Source organism: Serratia sp. CY43202 (assembly GCF_052168755.1).
Taxonomy (GTDB): Bacteria; Pseudomonadota; Gammaproteobacteria; order Enterobacterales; family Enterobacteriaceae; genus Serratia; species Serratia bockelmannii.
Map to the genome: position 1 here is coordinate 533,022 of NZ_JBJNMB010000003.1, position 14,852 is coordinate 547,873.

The 14,852-nt window shown below is 57.3% G+C and carries 14 protein-coding genes and 1 tRNA gene; 6 read left to right on the forward strand and 9 right to left on the reverse strand.

The features are described 5' to 3' along the window. Positions 1-243 precede the first annotated feature (243 nt). From aspA to ACJ8J5_RS09045, 6 genes are all read left to right on the forward strand, one after another. A complete protein-coding gene (gene aspA / locus ACJ8J5_RS09020) occupies positions 244-1,680 on the forward strand; it encodes an aspartate ammonia-lyase (RefSeq protein WP_004929659.1) in 1,437 nt (478 codons plus the stop codon). Between the two features lie 125 nt (positions 1,681-1,805). Further along, complete coding sequence (locus ACJ8J5_RS09025; RefSeq protein ID WP_016929379.1) at positions 1,806-3,107, forward strand: anaerobic C4-dicarboxylate transporter; 1,302 nt, start codon at positions 1,806-1,808, stop codon at positions 3,105-3,107. A gap of 109 nt (positions 3,108-3,216) precedes the next feature. After that, positions 3,217-3,540 (forward strand): divalent cation tolerance protein CutA, encoded by a 324-nt coding sequence (gene cutA / locus ACJ8J5_RS09030; RefSeq protein WP_004929657.1) that lies wholly within the window; start codon positions 3,217-3,219, stop codon positions 3,538-3,540. Continuing rightward, a complete protein-coding gene (locus tag ACJ8J5_RS09035) occupies positions 3,516-5,234 on the forward strand; it encodes a protein-disulfide reductase DsbD (RefSeq protein ID WP_308343530.1) in 1,719 nt (572 codons plus the stop codon). The genes cutA and ACJ8J5_RS09035 overlap by 25 nt, the downstream gene beginning before the upstream one ends. 39 nt (positions 5,235-5,273) lie before the next feature. Then, a complete protein-coding gene (gene dicD, locus ACJ8J5_RS09040) occupies positions 5,274-5,849 on the forward strand; it encodes a division control transcriptional repressor DicD (RefSeq protein WP_015376374.1) in 576 nt (191 codons plus the stop codon). A gap of 160 nt (positions 5,850-6,009) precedes the next feature. Then, a tRNA-Phe gene (locus ACJ8J5_RS09045) sits at positions 6,010-6,085 on the forward strand. An 865-nt stretch (positions 6,086-6,950) separates the two neighbouring features. Here the strand turns inward: ACJ8J5_RS09045 and ACJ8J5_RS09050 are convergent. From ACJ8J5_RS09050 to ACJ8J5_RS09090, 9 genes are all read right to left on the reverse strand, one after another. Next, a complete protein-coding gene (locus tag ACJ8J5_RS09050) occupies positions 6,951-7,235 on the reverse strand; it encodes a hypothetical protein (protein ID WP_043143788.1) in 285 nt (94 codons plus the stop codon). Positions 7,236-7,371: 136 nt separating this feature from the next. Continuing rightward, positions 7,372-7,908 carry a helix-turn-helix transcriptional regulator gene (locus ACJ8J5_RS09055; protein WP_060433953.1) on the reverse strand — a complete coding sequence of 179 codons (537 nt, stop codon included), beginning with the start codon at positions 7,906-7,908 and terminating at the stop codon, positions 7,372-7,374. A gap of 252 nt (positions 7,909-8,160) precedes the next feature. Then, positions 8,161-8,973, reverse strand: coding sequence for a hypothetical protein (locus ACJ8J5_RS09060; protein WP_164068724.1), 813 nt, complete (start codon positions 8,971-8,973; stop codon positions 8,161-8,163). A 170-nt stretch (positions 8,974-9,143) separates the two neighbouring features. Then, positions 9,144-9,656 (reverse strand): fimbrial protein, encoded by a 513-nt coding sequence (locus ACJ8J5_RS09065; RefSeq protein ID WP_334274222.1) that lies wholly within the window; start codon positions 9,654-9,656, stop codon positions 9,144-9,146. Between the two features lie 10 nt (positions 9,657-9,666). After that, positions 9,667-10,239 carry a fimbrial protein gene (locus tag ACJ8J5_RS09070; RefSeq protein ID WP_197811764.1) on the reverse strand — a complete coding sequence of 191 codons (573 nt, stop codon included), beginning with the start codon at positions 10,237-10,239 and terminating at the stop codon, positions 9,667-9,669. A 10-nt stretch (positions 10,240-10,249) separates the two neighbouring features. After that, a complete protein-coding gene (locus ACJ8J5_RS09075; protein ID WP_197781679.1) occupies positions 10,250-10,864 on the reverse strand; it encodes a fimbrial protein in 615 nt (204 codons plus the stop codon). A gap of 47 nt (positions 10,865-10,911) precedes the next feature. Beyond that, a complete protein-coding gene (locus tag ACJ8J5_RS09080) occupies positions 10,912-11,661 on the reverse strand; it encodes a fimbria/pilus periplasmic chaperone (RefSeq protein WP_197781680.1) in 750 nt (249 codons plus the stop codon). A 30-nt stretch (positions 11,662-11,691) separates the two neighbouring features. Next, entirely contained in the window at positions 11,692-14,247 is a 2,556-nt protein-coding gene (locus ACJ8J5_RS09085; RefSeq protein WP_197770568.1) for an outer membrane usher protein, read from the reverse strand. Positions 14,248-14,276: 29 nt separating this feature from the next. Then, positions 14,277-14,822, reverse strand: a complete 546-nt coding sequence (locus ACJ8J5_RS09090; protein ID WP_147823587.1) for a fimbrial protein — start codon at positions 14,820-14,822, stop codon at positions 14,277-14,279. Positions 14,823-14,852: the final 30 nt, after the last annotated feature.

Consider the following 14,852-nt stretch of genomic DNA (forward strand, 5'->3'; position numbering starts at 1 on the left):
TATTGCTAAAGTTCACAAACGTGAAAGAAGTCACAGAACCGGAAAAGGGCATATCCTTAAACACCATAAGGTGATCTGGGTTCAGTCATTTCTTACCAACCAGCATATGATCTGGGCAGCAACGGGCGATTTGGTTAATCGTTTCACGCCCCAAGCCTTCGGCAACATTAATTTAGGCTGTGCCCTTACTAGCCTTGACCTGACAAATTATTAATTCGGCAGCAACACATAGAGAAGGTTCTCATGTCAAACAACATTCGTATCGAAGAAGACCTGTTAGGAACACGTGAAGTCCCCGCAGACGCTTACTACGGAGTTCACACTCTGCGTGCGATTGAAAACTTCTACATCAGCAACAGCAAAATCAGCGATGTCCCCGAGTTCGTTCGCGGCATGGTGATGGTGAAAAAGGCCGCGGCGATGGCCAACAAAGAACTCAAAACCATCCCACGCAAAATCGCCGACGTGATCATCCAGGCCTGCGACGAGGTGTTGGATAAAGGCAAGTGCATGGATCAGTTCCCGGTGGACGTGTTCCAGGGCGGCGCAGGCACCTCGCTGAACATGAACACCAACGAAGTGCTGGCGAACATCGGCCTGGAGCTGATGGGCCATCAAAAAGGCGAATACCAGTACCTGAACCCGAACGATCACCTCAATAAGTGCCAGTCCACCAACGACGCCTACCCGACCGGGTTCCGCATCGCGGTGTACGCCTCCAACCAGAAACTGATCGACGCCATCAACCAGCTGCGTGAAGGCTTCGATCGCAAGGCGAAAGAGTTCGAAACCATCCTGAAAATGGGCCGCACCCAGCTGCAGGACGCAGTGCCGATGACCCTCGGCCAGGAATTCCACGCCTTCAGCGTGCTGCTGAACGAAGAGACCCGCAACCTGCACCGCACCGCGGAGCTGCTGCTGGAAGTTAACCTGGGCGCCACCGCCATCGGCACCGCGCTCAACACCCCGGAAGGCTATCAGCCGCTGGCGGTGCAAAAACTGGCGGAAGTCAGCGGCCTGCCGGTGGTACCGGCGGAAGACCTGATCGAAGCCACCTCCGACTGCGGCGCCTACGTGATGGTGCACAGCGCACTCAAACGCCTGGCGGTGAAACTGTCCAAAATCTGTAACGACCTGCGCCTGCTCTCCTCCGGCCCGCGCGCCGGCCTGAACGAAATCAACCTGCCGGAGCTGCAGGCGGGGTCGTCCATCATGCCGGCCAAAGTGAACCCGGTGGTGCCGGAAGTGGTCAATCAGGTGTGTTTCAAGGTGATTGGCAACGACACTTGCGTTACCATGGCGGCCGAAGCGGGCCAGCTGCAGCTGAACGTGATGGAGCCGGTGATCGGCCAGGCGATGTTCGAGTCGATCCACATCCTGACCAACGCCTGCTACAACCTGCTGGAAAAATGCATTAACGGCATCACCGCGAATAAAGAAGTCTGCGAACACTACGTCTTCAACTCGATCGGTATCGTCACCTATCTGAACCCGTTCATTGGCCACCACAACGGTGACATCGTCGGGAAGATCTGCGCCGAAACCGGCAAGAGCGTGCGCGAAGTGGTGCTGGAACGCGGCCTGCTGACCGAAGCCGAGCTGGATGACATCTTCTCCGTGGAGAACCTGATGCACCCGGCTTATAAAGCTAAACGCTATACGGATGAAAATGAACAATAACAGACCTACCCGGTAGCCCTGAAAGGCACGCTAAATCCTCTGGATAGCGTGCCTTTTTACTTTCCGGCGCCCACAAAATTTTAACGTTTGATTTTCAATTTCTCTCATTTTAAGGAGTAAACACTATGCTAGCCGTAGAATTGGTTATCGTTCTGCTGGCCATCTTTTTAGGGGCCAGGTTGGGCGGTATCGGTATCGGGTTCGCGGGGGGGTTGGGCGTTCTGGTCCTGGCGCTGATCGGCGTCAAGCCGGGCAGCATTCCCTTCGACGTGATTTCCATCATTATGGCGGTGATCGCAGCGATCTCCGCGATGCAGGTCGCCGGGGGGATGGATTATCTGGTGCAGCAGACCGAAAAGCTGCTGCGCAAGAACCCCAAGCACATCACCATTCTCGCCCCTATCGTCACCTACTTCCTGACCATCTTCGCCGGCACCGGCAACATCTCGCTCTCGGCGCTGCCGGTGATCGCCGAAGTGGCGAAAGAACAGGGCATCAAGCCTTGCCGCCCGCTGTCGACCGCCGTGGTGTCCGCCCAGATCGCCATCACCGCCTCGCCGATCTCCGCCGCGGTGGTGTACATGTCTTCGGTGATGGAAGGCCACGGCGTCAGCTACCTGCACCTGCTGATGGTGGTGATCCCGTCCACCTTCTGCGCCGTGCTGGTGATGTCGCTGCTGGTGACCTGGCTGTTCGACTCCAAGCTGTCTAACGACCCGGTGTACCTGAAACGCCTGGAAGAGGGTCTGATCACCCTGCGCGGCAACAACGCGCTGGCGATCAAACCGCGCGCCAAAACCTCGGTGCTGCTGTTCCTGCTGGGCGTGCTGTGCGTAGTGGCTTACGCCATCATCAACAGCCCGGGCCTGGGCCTGGTGGCCAAGCCGCTGATGAACACCACCAACGCCATCCTGATCATCATGCTGAGCGTCGCCACGCTGACCACCCTGCTGTGCCGCGTCGATACCGACATGGTGCTGAACTCCAGCACCTTCAAGGCCGGCATGAGCGCCTGTATCTGTATCCTCGGCGTCGCCTGGCTGGGCGATACCTTCGTGCAGGCCAACATCGACTGGATCAAAGAGACGGCCGGCAGCGTCATTCAGGCGCACCCGTGGCTACTGGCGGTGATCTTCTTCTTCTGCTCGGCGCTGCTGTACTCGCAGGCCGCCACCGCCAAGGCGCTGATGCCGATGGCGCTGGCGCTGAACGTGTCGCCGCTGACCGCCGTCGCCTCCTTCGCCGCCGTTTCCGGCCTGTTCATCCTGCCGACCTACCCGACGCTGGTCGCCGCGGTGCAGATGGACGACACCGGCACCACGCGCATCGGCCGCTTCGTGTTCAACCATCCGTTCTTCATTCCCGGCACCATGGGCGTGATCTTCGCGGTGGTATTCGGCTTCCTGCTCGGCAGCGTCATGCTGTAAGGCTTCGACCGGGGCTGCGGCCCCGGTTTTCCTTTTGGCGATAAACTCGCCTTCTAGCCAATCCGCCTTCAGGGTATAGTGCCCATTCGAATCGATGAGAGGGCTGAAGATGTCTGATTGCGAAGCTGTCGTCATACTCTGTACCGCACCCGATGAAGCCAGCGCCCAGGAACTGGCGGCGCGGGTCTTGGGCGATAAGCTGGCGGCCTGCGCCACACTGCTGCCCGGCGCCACCTCGCTGTATTACTGGGAAGGGAAACTGGAACAGGAATACGAAGTGCAGATGCTGTTCAAAAGCGATCGCCGCCGTCAGCAGGCCCTGCTCGACACCCTGAAACAACATCACCCCTACCAGACGCCCGAGTTGCTGGTGCTGCCGGTGATGGCCGGAGATAAAGACTACCTGTTATGGATCAACGCTTCCTTAAACTGATTTTGCTGCTGTGCAGCCTGTTCTTCCTGCCACAGGCGGCGCAGGCTTCGCTGTTCGCGCCGAAAGGCGGCAGCCAGTTCGTGCCTGTCGATCAGGCCTTCGCCTTCGATTTCAAACAGCAGGGCAGCCAGGTAACGCTGAACTGGCAGATCCGCCCCGGCTACTACCTGTATCGCCAGCAGATCAAACTGGTGCCGCAGCAGGCGACGCTCGGCGCCTTTACCCTGCCCGAAGGGGTGAGCCACAAGGACGAGTTCTTCGGCGAAGTGGCGATTTTCAAACAGCAGCTGAATCTGCAGGTGCCGCTGCAACAGGCGGCGGCCAACGCCAGCCTCAGCGTCACCTATCAGGGCTGTGCCGAGGCCGGCTTCTGCTATCCGCCGGAAACCCGAACCATCCCGCTGGATGCGGTCAGCGCCACCGCAGCCGCGCCGCTCTCGGCCGCTGCACCAGTTGAAGCCCCCGCCACACCGGCCAGCCTGCCGTTCTCGCCGCTGTGGGCATTGCTGATCGGCATCGGCATCGCCTTCACCCCGTGCGTACTGCCGATGTATCCGCTGATCTCCGGCATCATCCTCGGCCGCGACCGGCCGCAAAACAGCGGCCGCATTCTGGCGCTGGCGGTGGTTTACGTGCAGGGCATGGCGCTCACCTACACCTTGCTGGGCTTGGTGGTGGCCGCCGCCGGATTGCAGTTTCAGGCGGCGCTGCAGCATCCTTACGTCCTGATTGGCCTGTCGGTGCTGTTCATCGCGTTGGCGCTGTCGATGTTCGGCCTCTATTCCCTGCAGCTGCCCTCGGCGCTGCAAACCCGGCTGGCGAACTGGAGCAACACCCAGCGCGGCGGCTCACTGACCGGCGTGTTCCTGATGGGTGCTCTGGCCGGGCTGATCTGTTCCCCCTGCACCACCGCGCCGCTCAGCGCCATCCTGCTGTATATCGCCCAGAGCGGTAATCTGTGGGCCGGCGGCGGCACGCTGTACCTGTACGCGCTGGGCATGGGCATTCCGCTGGTGATCGTCACCCTGTTCGGCAACCGCCTGCTGCCGCGCAGCGGCCCGTGGATGCAGTACGTGAAAGAAGCCTTCGGCTTCGTCATTCTGGCGCTGCCGGTGTTCCTGCTGGAGCGGGTGATCGGCGACCTGTGGGGCCTGCGCCTGTGGAGCCTGCTCGGCCTGGCGTTCTTCGGCTGGGCCTTCGCCCTGAGCCTGAGAAGCTCACGTGGCTGGACGCGCGCTCTGCAACTGCTGCTGCTGGCGGCGGCGGTGATCGCCGCGCGGCCGCTGCAGGACTGGGCTTTCGGCACCGACCAGGCGCAGCAGGCGGCTCAACCGCATCTGGCCTTTACCCGCATCAACAACGTCGAACAGCTCGATCTCGCGCTGCAACAGGCGCGGGGCAAACCGGTGATGTTGGACCTGTACGCCGACTGGTGCGTAGCCTGCAAAGAGTTCGAGAAATACACCTTCAGCGATGCAGCGGTGCAGGCGAGCCTGGCCAACGCGGTGCTGCTGCAGGCGGACGTCACCGCTAACAGCACGGAACAAGCGGCGCTGCTGAAGCACCTGCAGGTGCTGGGGCTGCCGACGATCCTGTTCTTCGATCCGGCAGGCCGCGAGCTGACGGCCGAGCGGGTCACCGGTTTTATGAAGGCGGAAGCCTTCAACGCGCATTTGCAGAAAGTGATGCGATAACTGACACTGAAGATCGGAAGTGAATGGGAGGAAGCACAAGTGCAACGTGAACACGTCCTTGATACTGCGCTGGGTCTGTTGGAACAACAGGGCCTGGCGACCGCCACATTAGAGATGCTGGCGGAAAAACTCGACGTTCAGCCCGGCGATCTCAAACGGTTCTGGCCGGATCGCGAAGCGCTGCTGTACGACTGCCTGCGCTACCACGGCCAGCAGATCGACACCTGGCGCCGCCAGCTGCTGCTGGATGAAAACCTGAGCCCGCAGCAAAAGCTGCTGGCGCGCTATGACGTACTGGCGGAATACGTGCAGCAAGACCGCTATCCCGGCTGCCTGTTTATCGCCGCCTGCAGCTTCTTCCCGGAAACGGATCATCCGATCCACCAACTGGCGGAGCAGCAAAAGCTGACCTCGCTGGAGCTGACCCGCGAACTGCTGCGCGACATGGATGCCGACGACGCCGACATGGTGGCGCAGCAAATGGAATTGATTCAGGAAGGCTGCCTGAGCAAACTGCTGGTAAAACGCCAGCTCCAGGACGTATCGGTCGCCAAACGGCTGGCGGAAGACATCTTGCAGGTGGCGCAGTGCCGCCGCAACGGGGCGTTAAGCTGAATCGGCAGGGTTGGCGGCACAGCCAACCCAAGGTGATAGCCAGAACAGGCGCATTTTTTGCGCCCTTTGCCTGAAAAGCCAGCAACCGGAGGCATTTTAACGTCTTTCACGCATAAAGCCATTGACGGCTTTCGGCCAATACGGTTTAATGCTGCGCGTTGCCCGGATAGCTCAGTCGGTAGAGCAGGGGATTGAAAATCCCCGTGTCCTTGGTTCGATTCCGAGTCCGGGCACCATATTCAGAAGAACCCGCCTATGGCGGGTTTTTCGCTTTCTGGGGTACGGACTCTCCATCGAACTGCGTTCGATTATTCGGTCTAAAGACCTCACCCTGCGGGCCAGCGCTGAAGCGCTGTTCAACGCGGCGCCAGCGCCGGTTGTCCGAGTCCGGTCGCCCTATTCAGAAGAACCCGCCTATGGCTGGGTTTTTGCTTTTCAGGAACAGGACTCTCCATCGAACTGCGTTCGATTATTCGGCCAAGGGCCTCACCCTGCGGGCCAGCGCTAAAGCGCTATTCAACACGGCACCAGCGCCGGTTGTCCGAGTCCGGTCGCCCTATTTAGAAGAACCCGCCTATGGCGGGTTTTTCGCTTTCTGGGGTACGGACTCTCCATCGAACTGCGTTCGATTATTCGGCCAAAGGCCTCACCCTGCGGGCCAGCGCTGAAGCGCTGTTCAACGCGGCGCCAGCGCCGGTTGTCCGAGTCCGGGCACCCTCTTTCGTTGAGGCGGATACTACTCTCTGGTAAAAAACGCTACGTCATACAATGCGTAGCAGCGTCAATGATGACGTCGCAATGCCAACCAACGGGAAGAATGGCCGAGTTCTTGAATAGATAGCTGCCTTTTCTTCATCCGCTGCGCATGTTTGTAGAATGAATAGATGCTTAAACACAACAAGAATATCGCGAAATAAAACAAATCCACTTAACCTTTCCCTTGGTGTAGATAATACCCCACGTAAATTACGTACAGCTACCATCACTGCCAACGATAATAATTCACCGAACTTATATTTTTAGTCGGAACAACAGGATATTTAATCAATAGCCACAAAAAAAGCAGGGAGGATAACCCTGCTTGTCATTTAAAAATCAATATTACTGGCATAGCGGCGAGTATTTTTTCATAAACGGCGATTCACAAATCGCATTCATGACTTCGCCTTTATCTTTTTCTTTAGGCTTGACGCCTGTGTTGGTATTGCCCGCACATTGCCCACCATTTTTCCCTTGACCATTGATGCATTGACCAAAATCGCTATTGCCGGCGCCGCTGGCGTTGCCATTATTGCCCTGCACGTTATGATTGCCGTTAAAACCGGCATGTGCATAAGATGCCATCATGATGCAAGCGCCAATAAGTAAAGCCGCTGTCTTTTTCATAACTTTCCCTTTTGCTATCTAACAAATGAATAAAACAAGAATTAACATTCTCCCGGTAAATGTTAATCAAAATAAGCTATCCTTTAGCGATATAAAGATAACAGATGGGAATAATTAAAATCATTCCCCATCACGGTTAGGAATACTCTGCCTCTGGAGATAGTAACCAATACATAAAGTCATGGCTGCGGTTTAACATCAGCTTACCCATTACCGAACGTTTATGGCTGTGCACCGTTTTAACGCTCACACCCATTATTCTGGCGGTTTGCGATTGATCCAACCCACGCCGCATATAGCCGATAACCTGCCGCTCACGGCGGGTCAGCGCCTGACCGGAAAAATGGCATACCGGGCCGGGATTGGCCAGGGCATCGGTCAGCAGCGTAAACAGGTATTGCTGATCGTCAGTGCGGTACAACACCCGGCTTGTACGCCTGGCGACAAGGGTCTGCCTTTCTTTAATGGTGACGACGTGTGCCCTTGAATAGGCAGCCCAGCATCGGGTACGTCGGATCTGCGAAGTCAACACGATGTCAGGCCGCTCATCGCTGCCTGGCGGCAGGAAATGCGCGACTTTGTTATACTGCTGCGCATATTTCGCAATGCTTAACCGCAAGCCGGCGGCAAAATAGCGGTTTTCGTCATCAATCACAATATTGATTGGTTTCATTGTCTGAGCCTCCTGTAGGCCTATTTTCCCTTGTTTGCCAAACGAGAAACTATTCCTGAGAAACAGCCCGGTAGATTCTGCCTCCACCGTTATTCATTTTACGCAGCCTTCCGCTTAAAATACTTTCAGTGGAAGGGCCAAGAGTAACAGCGCCTAATGAAACGTATCGCTGATAATCACATTCCTAACGGGGTAACACATTCATAACGCCAGCACCCCATTAAAAAGAGGGGGCGGGCCGTTTAGTCACTGTTATATGATTTCTATTATCGCTACCACAGGCACAGAAAACGGGCCGGTATGTGACGTATTATTATTCCTGAGATCACCGTCGATAAAGATTTCTCTATTGCCGCCTGGCACTTTTATATAATCCTCGCCCACGCCGGTGATCAGGTCTCTAAACTTCAGGCTGGCGGTCATCCGCCCGTCCTGGCTTAACGACATGTTGGTGACATTGGAATTAAACTTAACGCGTAAGTAAGCCTCGCTGGCACAATTTATCTTGATGCTTCCCGTGGCCTGCCGGGCCGTAACGTCGCTGCTGAATGAGCCAAAGTCAACGATGGCGTTCGTGTCAAGAATATCGCAGCTGTTTGTCCTGGGTATCTCTGGGGAGCAGCCGAAAGGGCCACTCCATTTACCGTTAATTGACACACCGAAGCAGAGTCTAAGAGGCCAGTTGTTAATCTGATTTATATCTCTGGTCGAGTTCGTTCCATTGCGCCCTAAATACCTGACTAACGGCGCGAGCTCCCCCATGGTTTTGGCCGTTTTCGTGCTGGTCTTGCAATCCGCCGTGTTGCAGCTGCTGTTGGTCTCAACCAATGCCACACCTACACGTGGGGAGCTCGATAAGGTCATCACCACAGATAAATTGCAGTCTCTTTGCCCATAACAGGGGTTGGGTTCCTGCGAATCCGGTAAAATACGGAGAAACGTAAAAGAGAGGAAAGCATTGTAAGGGGTTATATACTCTATACGAGGAATAGCCTCAAAATTAGCGGAGCTGGCCACATTCGTGCCGCCGAAAAATACGATTAACACTAAAAAAATCTTTTTCATCTGGTTACCCTGCCGGCAAAATAGATTATCCGACCTCGCCAATGGCGAAAATATTCCGCCGGTTAAGTGCCGTCGGTGCGCCTCTTTCCACCGCGCTTATAATGCAGTGGCTTTAATTGATGCCGCAACCCAGCACCGAAGCAGTGCAGCTTCGGTGCTGGGATAATGCTTTACTCATACATAGCGGTCATGGTAGCCGACGCGGAGAAAGCCCCCTCAGGTAAACCTGCGCTCGGTCTACCAATCGGCACGGCATAAAGCTTGGTCGGGTTATTTATATCGGCGATCACCAGCTTAGTCTTGGGCACATAGGTGGTATCTCCGGTGCCCTGAACAATGCGTAACCCGAAATTATTAAATTGTGGGGTAGGTTGGGCCTGGATCGCGTTGTAGTCGCCCCATGGTACGGTCGTATATTCCAGCATTACCTTAAGCTGACCACTATTTGGTGAACCGCCGGAGCAGGAAATGGTGTAGGGGATCTCCATTTTTTTGTAGCCGACGCCATCCACTTTATTGCTCACTACTTCCTGAAAATCAACGCTGATATCTTTACCCGTGTTGAGGACGCAGTCTGGCGCCGTCACCAGCTTACCGGTAAAGTTCACATTTATCGCCTGCGCCGCGCCGCTGGCCAGCAACCCCATGCAGGCCAAGGCGGCCAACCCTGGAATATATTTCATCTTCATCTCCTTATTGAACCTCGACTAATAATGTGGCAGAACTGGAAAAGTCCCCGCCACTCAACCTGGCGCCGCCGCGCTTGACCGGTACGGCATAGAGCAGTGGATAATTGGGATAAAAAAAGTTATGCCACTCGTTCAGCTTCAGCTGCTGGCCATTTTCGAACAGCAGCTTGATCGCCAAATCTTCCTTCTCGCGGGTGCGCAGCAAACCGACGCCAAAATTTGAGTTCTCGCCCTGCAATGACACTTTCATATTTCCGTTCGAGCCGGAGGTATCGCCGCTGCAGCTCACGCTATAGGGGATCTTTTTCTTGCCGTAGTTAACGCCGTCAATGTCTGCGATATTCAGTTCGCCGAAGGGCACATCGATGTCATTGCCGCCGTTGATTTCACACTTTGGTTTCGCGAGCACTTCGCCTTTCACCGTGACATTCACCGTCGCAGCCTGCGCCAGCTGGCCAAAACTCAGCACCGCCAGCAGCGTGAGCGCCGAAGCGGCAGCGGTGCTGGCCGCCAGCGCGCAGCCCAGAAGGAGATATTCACCGCCAATGGCCAGCGTACGTCGCCCTGTATCGCCCATACCGTCCACCTCAGTCATAGTTCAGCCGGAAATCGATCGCCGCGCGGTAGGCGCCCGCCAACAGCGGCGCACGCGTGCGCTCCGCCATCACATAAAACTGCAGCCCGTTATCGCCCAGCGCCAGCAGCTGCGGCCGGCTGCGGCTGCCCAGCCGCACATCGCGGTTATCCGCATCCAACAGCCGCAGCCCCAGGCCTTCGGCGCCCTGCACCTGCACCAGCTGCGGGTTATCCGCATCGGCCGGGGCGGTGAAGCTCACCGTGACCGCCGGCTGGTAGGCATCCCACAGCCGGTAACCGAGGCGAGTGTCTCTGATGGCCGCCCCCATGCGCGTGCAGTCACGCAACCGCAGTTGGAAGGCCACCGGCTGCGTGCGGTTGCCGGGCACTGCCAGGCTGCTCGTGGTGGTTTCACCCAGCCAGATATCCTGGTGGGCCGAAGACATCTCCAGCCGGCAGGCACCTTCAGTCAGCGCGCCATGCACAAACAACATGCCGTGGTTACCAGGCTCTGCCCGGCTCCCCTGGCTCGTCAGCAAAACCAGCGCCAATAACGCCGCCTGGCCTGCCCGTCGGGTTAAAGCGCCTCTCTCCTGGCTGTTGCAGCCGCTATCGATTATTTGCATTAGTTTCCCTGCCGCTTCAACTGATGGAGCGCCGCTGCCGGCGCCGATTATCCTTGCTTCTCAGGCACCACCTGACAATCACCGGTGCCACATTTGAAGGTCAGATCCGGGCGGCCGCCGTAGTCATTGATATAAGTCAGCACCGGTGCATTGCCCAGGCCAGTGGCGCCTAACATGACGCTACCTTTCGGCGGCACCATCAGCGGTTCAAAACCGGCGGCGGTTTTACCGCTCTTGCTGCTGCGGGCATCAACCAGCGTGATGTAATACGGGGTCGGGTTATTGGCCTTAAAGCCCGCACCCTGGCGGGTCAGCGTCAGCTGTTCTTGCCACGGGCTGTACGCGGCGTTTTTGTTCGGCACGATCGCCGCCGGGCGGTAAAACAGCTTGATGCGGGTCTGCAGCGCGATCTGCAGCGTGTTGGCCTTGGTGCTCTTCGGCGGGATCTCGCGCAGGTTGAAGTAGAACAGGCTCTCGCGATCCTGCGGCAGTGCCTTGGTGGCCGGCAGCGCCTGCACCTTGACCTGGCTTTGTGCGCCCGGCTCCACCCGCTGCACCGGCGGCAACACGATCAGCGGGCTGTTGATTTTTTCACCCTGCTCATTCTCCAGCCAGCCCTGGGCCAGATAAGGCAGCTGGGTGTTTTTATTGGTGATGTTCATGCTGGCCGAGTTATCGCCGCCGTTTAAAATCACGCGGGTGCGATCCAGCGCGATGGCGGCCTGCGCCTGGCCGCTCAGCAAGGTGGTGGTCAGCAGGCCGGCTACCGACAGCGTTTTTACAGTGTTGTTTCGCATAATAAGCTTCCATTTGGTCAAAAATTGCATTTACGGGTTTTCCGGGGCATCTGCCTGGCCTTCACTGCCTGCGGCCACGCGCCGGCACGGCAGCAGCAGATCGCTCAGAGCGACATCCGTGCGCAACGCCGGCAGATCGATTTCACATTGCGCCTTCCCTTCCCAATGCACCGTCATTTGTTCACCGGCGCGGATACCGCTGAGGTAAACGCTGCCGCCGTCATTCACAATCCCGGTTTGCTGCCTGCGGCGGTTGAACACCTCGGCGCCAAACGGCGGTGTGCTGCCGTCCGCCAGGCGGATCACCGCCATGGCTTTCTGGCCGGAAATCACGTTGAAGCGCCGGTAGCCAATCGCCCCTTCGGTGAGCGTCGCCTGCACCACCGACTGCGTCGCTTCAGCCTCGTCCGATAAGTTGGTCAGATCGATGCTCGCCCGGCTGCGGTAAAAGTTGCCGACGTCCGTCACCACCGCTTTGCCAAACATGTTGGTGCGGCTCGTGGCGCCATAGCCGCGTACCGGTACCCCGGCCACGCCATCGGTGTCCAACAGCAGACGGGTGCCACCAAAGTTCCCACTGCGGTGCAGCGCCGCCCCCTGGGCGGTCAGCGTGGCGCCCCCTTGCAGACTCATGCCTAACGAGGAATACTGGCCGCTCTGATAACTCACGTTGGTATCGATACGCGCCGCGTCGCCGTCGTGGCTGTAAAACGCGCTGGCGGATTCACCGCTGCGCGAGGTGCCGGCGGTCAACTGGTAGTTGTTGTGTTCATCCAGCCGTTGGTAGTAACCCACCCGCTGGTTGTTATTGTTACGGTTCCACGAGCTGCTGTAGCTGAGGTTGGCATCCCCTCCCCACGGCACCGTCAGGCTCAGATACATACCGTCGTCGTTGGTCCCTCTGGACTTATTGCGATAGGCCGAGAGTGAGGCGCTCAGATTTTTCCACGCTCCCAGGTTGAAATAGCGCGACAGCGCCAGGCTGTAGCGTTCGTCGGTCGGCTTATCCCAGTAAGTCTGGTGGTCGTAGTTGAGATAGGTACTGATCCCCAGATCGCGGAACTGTTTGTTGAACGTAATGGTGTACATTTCCCGGCTTTTGCCGTTCCGCAGGCCGTGATAGCGCGCGTCCAGGTATTCGCTCATGGTCATAAAATTTTCTTCCGAGAAGCGATAACCGGCGAAGGTGATTTGGCTGTCGTATTCATCAAAGCTTTTCGAATAGCTCAAGCGGTACGAGCCGCCTTTTTTGGTGCCGTCGTCGATCGGCAATCTGGCCCGCGAATACGTGGTATCAAACGACAGCGCGCCGAGCACCAACAGATCGCGCCCCAGCCCCAGCGACAGCGCGTTATAATCGCCACCGGCGATGGCCCCGCCGAACAGCGACCAACCATTGCTGATCCCCCAGGAGAATTCACTAGCGGCGAAGGTTGGCCCTTGCACCTGGTGCTCCCAGTTCGACGGTCGGCCGCCGGCAAACTTGAAGCGCACCATGCCGGGGCGCGTCAGGTAAGGAATGCTGGCGGTGTCCACCTGAAACTGCTGCACGCTGCCGTCTTGTTCCTCAACCTTGACGTCCAGCTTGCCCATCACCGAATCGCTCAGATCCTGGATGCGGAACGGCCCGGCGGCGACCTGCGCCTCATACAGCACGCGGCCCTGCTGACTGATGGTGACTTTGGCGTTGGTTTTGGCGATGCCGGTCACCTCTGGCGCATAGCCGCGCAGGTTAGGCGGCAGCATGTTGTCGTCCGACATCAGGCTGAAGCCGGTAAAGCGGAAGCTGTCGAACAGGTTGCTCTGCAGCGAATCCTCCCCCAGCGCCAGGCGCGCGCCCCACTGCGGCAACGCGCGGAAAGCGTAATAGCGGCTCCAGTCAAACGTTCTCTGGCTCGATTCCCCTGAGCCGGTCTGGTGATTGAGGCTGGTCTGCCAGTCGGCCCGCAGCCGCCAGGCGCCCAGGTTGGCACCCACTGCACCGTTGCCGCCCAGGCGCTGCGTCTGGCCGCCACCGTTGCGGTTCTTCTGCACCTGGCCGTTCAGGTTATAGTCCAGCAGCAGGCCGGGAATGCCGTTATCCCAGCGCGCCGGCGGATCCCAATCCGGTGTGGAGTACTCTAAATAGGCCTGGGGAATGTTCAGATACAACGCCGACACCGCCAGATCGCCCCTGGCCTCAATGCCCTTGAGGCTGGTCAGATCCAGGCACTGCTCGTTATGCCACCAGCGCAGCTGCTTGAGAAACTCGGTTTTAAGGCCCAGTTTTTCAACCAGCTGCGGCGAGACGCAGGCCGCACTGCCATCGGGATCGTTTTCCGGCGGATAAAAAGCCACCGGCTGCTCATCCAATGACTGCTTGTTCACCAATACCGTCATGCTGTACTTGCCCGGCATAATGTAGGCGCCTTTGGAAAAGCGGCCGAGATCGATATTTTTACGATCGTTGATATCCAGGATGTCGGTGTTGAACTGAATTGCATCATCCGCCCGCCCCTGAAAGGCCAGGCTGCAGAGAGCCAGAGAAATACATATCCCTAATAAACTTAACGGGAGTGCCCCCGATTTAAATTTTCTCGCATCCATGATCCCGCCAACCTTTAACTTATTTATAATCAGTAGTAATCCAATTTAAAACGAATGGCGGAGCGGTAATCCCCTGCGCGCAATACCTGGCTGTTAGCTACCAGCTGCATTGAATAATTCAAGCGATAATCTTTTGTCAGGGTATTTTCTATTGACATCGGCACCCCAGGGTAAATATCTGTGCCGATACTGTCGGCAATGCGTAACGCCACGCCACGGGCATCGCCGATGACGCCGAAGTTTTTTCCTTCCGCATTACCGTCAAATATCATCCGGAAATGCTGGCGCCCAGAATTAGCGGAATTATCACCCGACAACCCACAGTTCACTAATTTCAGCGTAAAGGAACGGGTTAGCCCGTGCCCATCGCGGGTAATTTGTTCCACCGGCAAAGTTTTCATGTCGATGGTTTGATCACGGCTGGCCGACTCAATGGCGCAGGCCGCGTTGACAATAGCGCCTTCCATATTGACTCTTCCCCAGCCAATAACCGAAGCCGTTGCCGGCATCGCCTGGGCCGTAAAAATCGCGACCAATAGGGAAGGCGCCACTACATTTTTGCCAATCAGGGCCATAGAGATTATCCCTTGCAAACAGGAATCCAT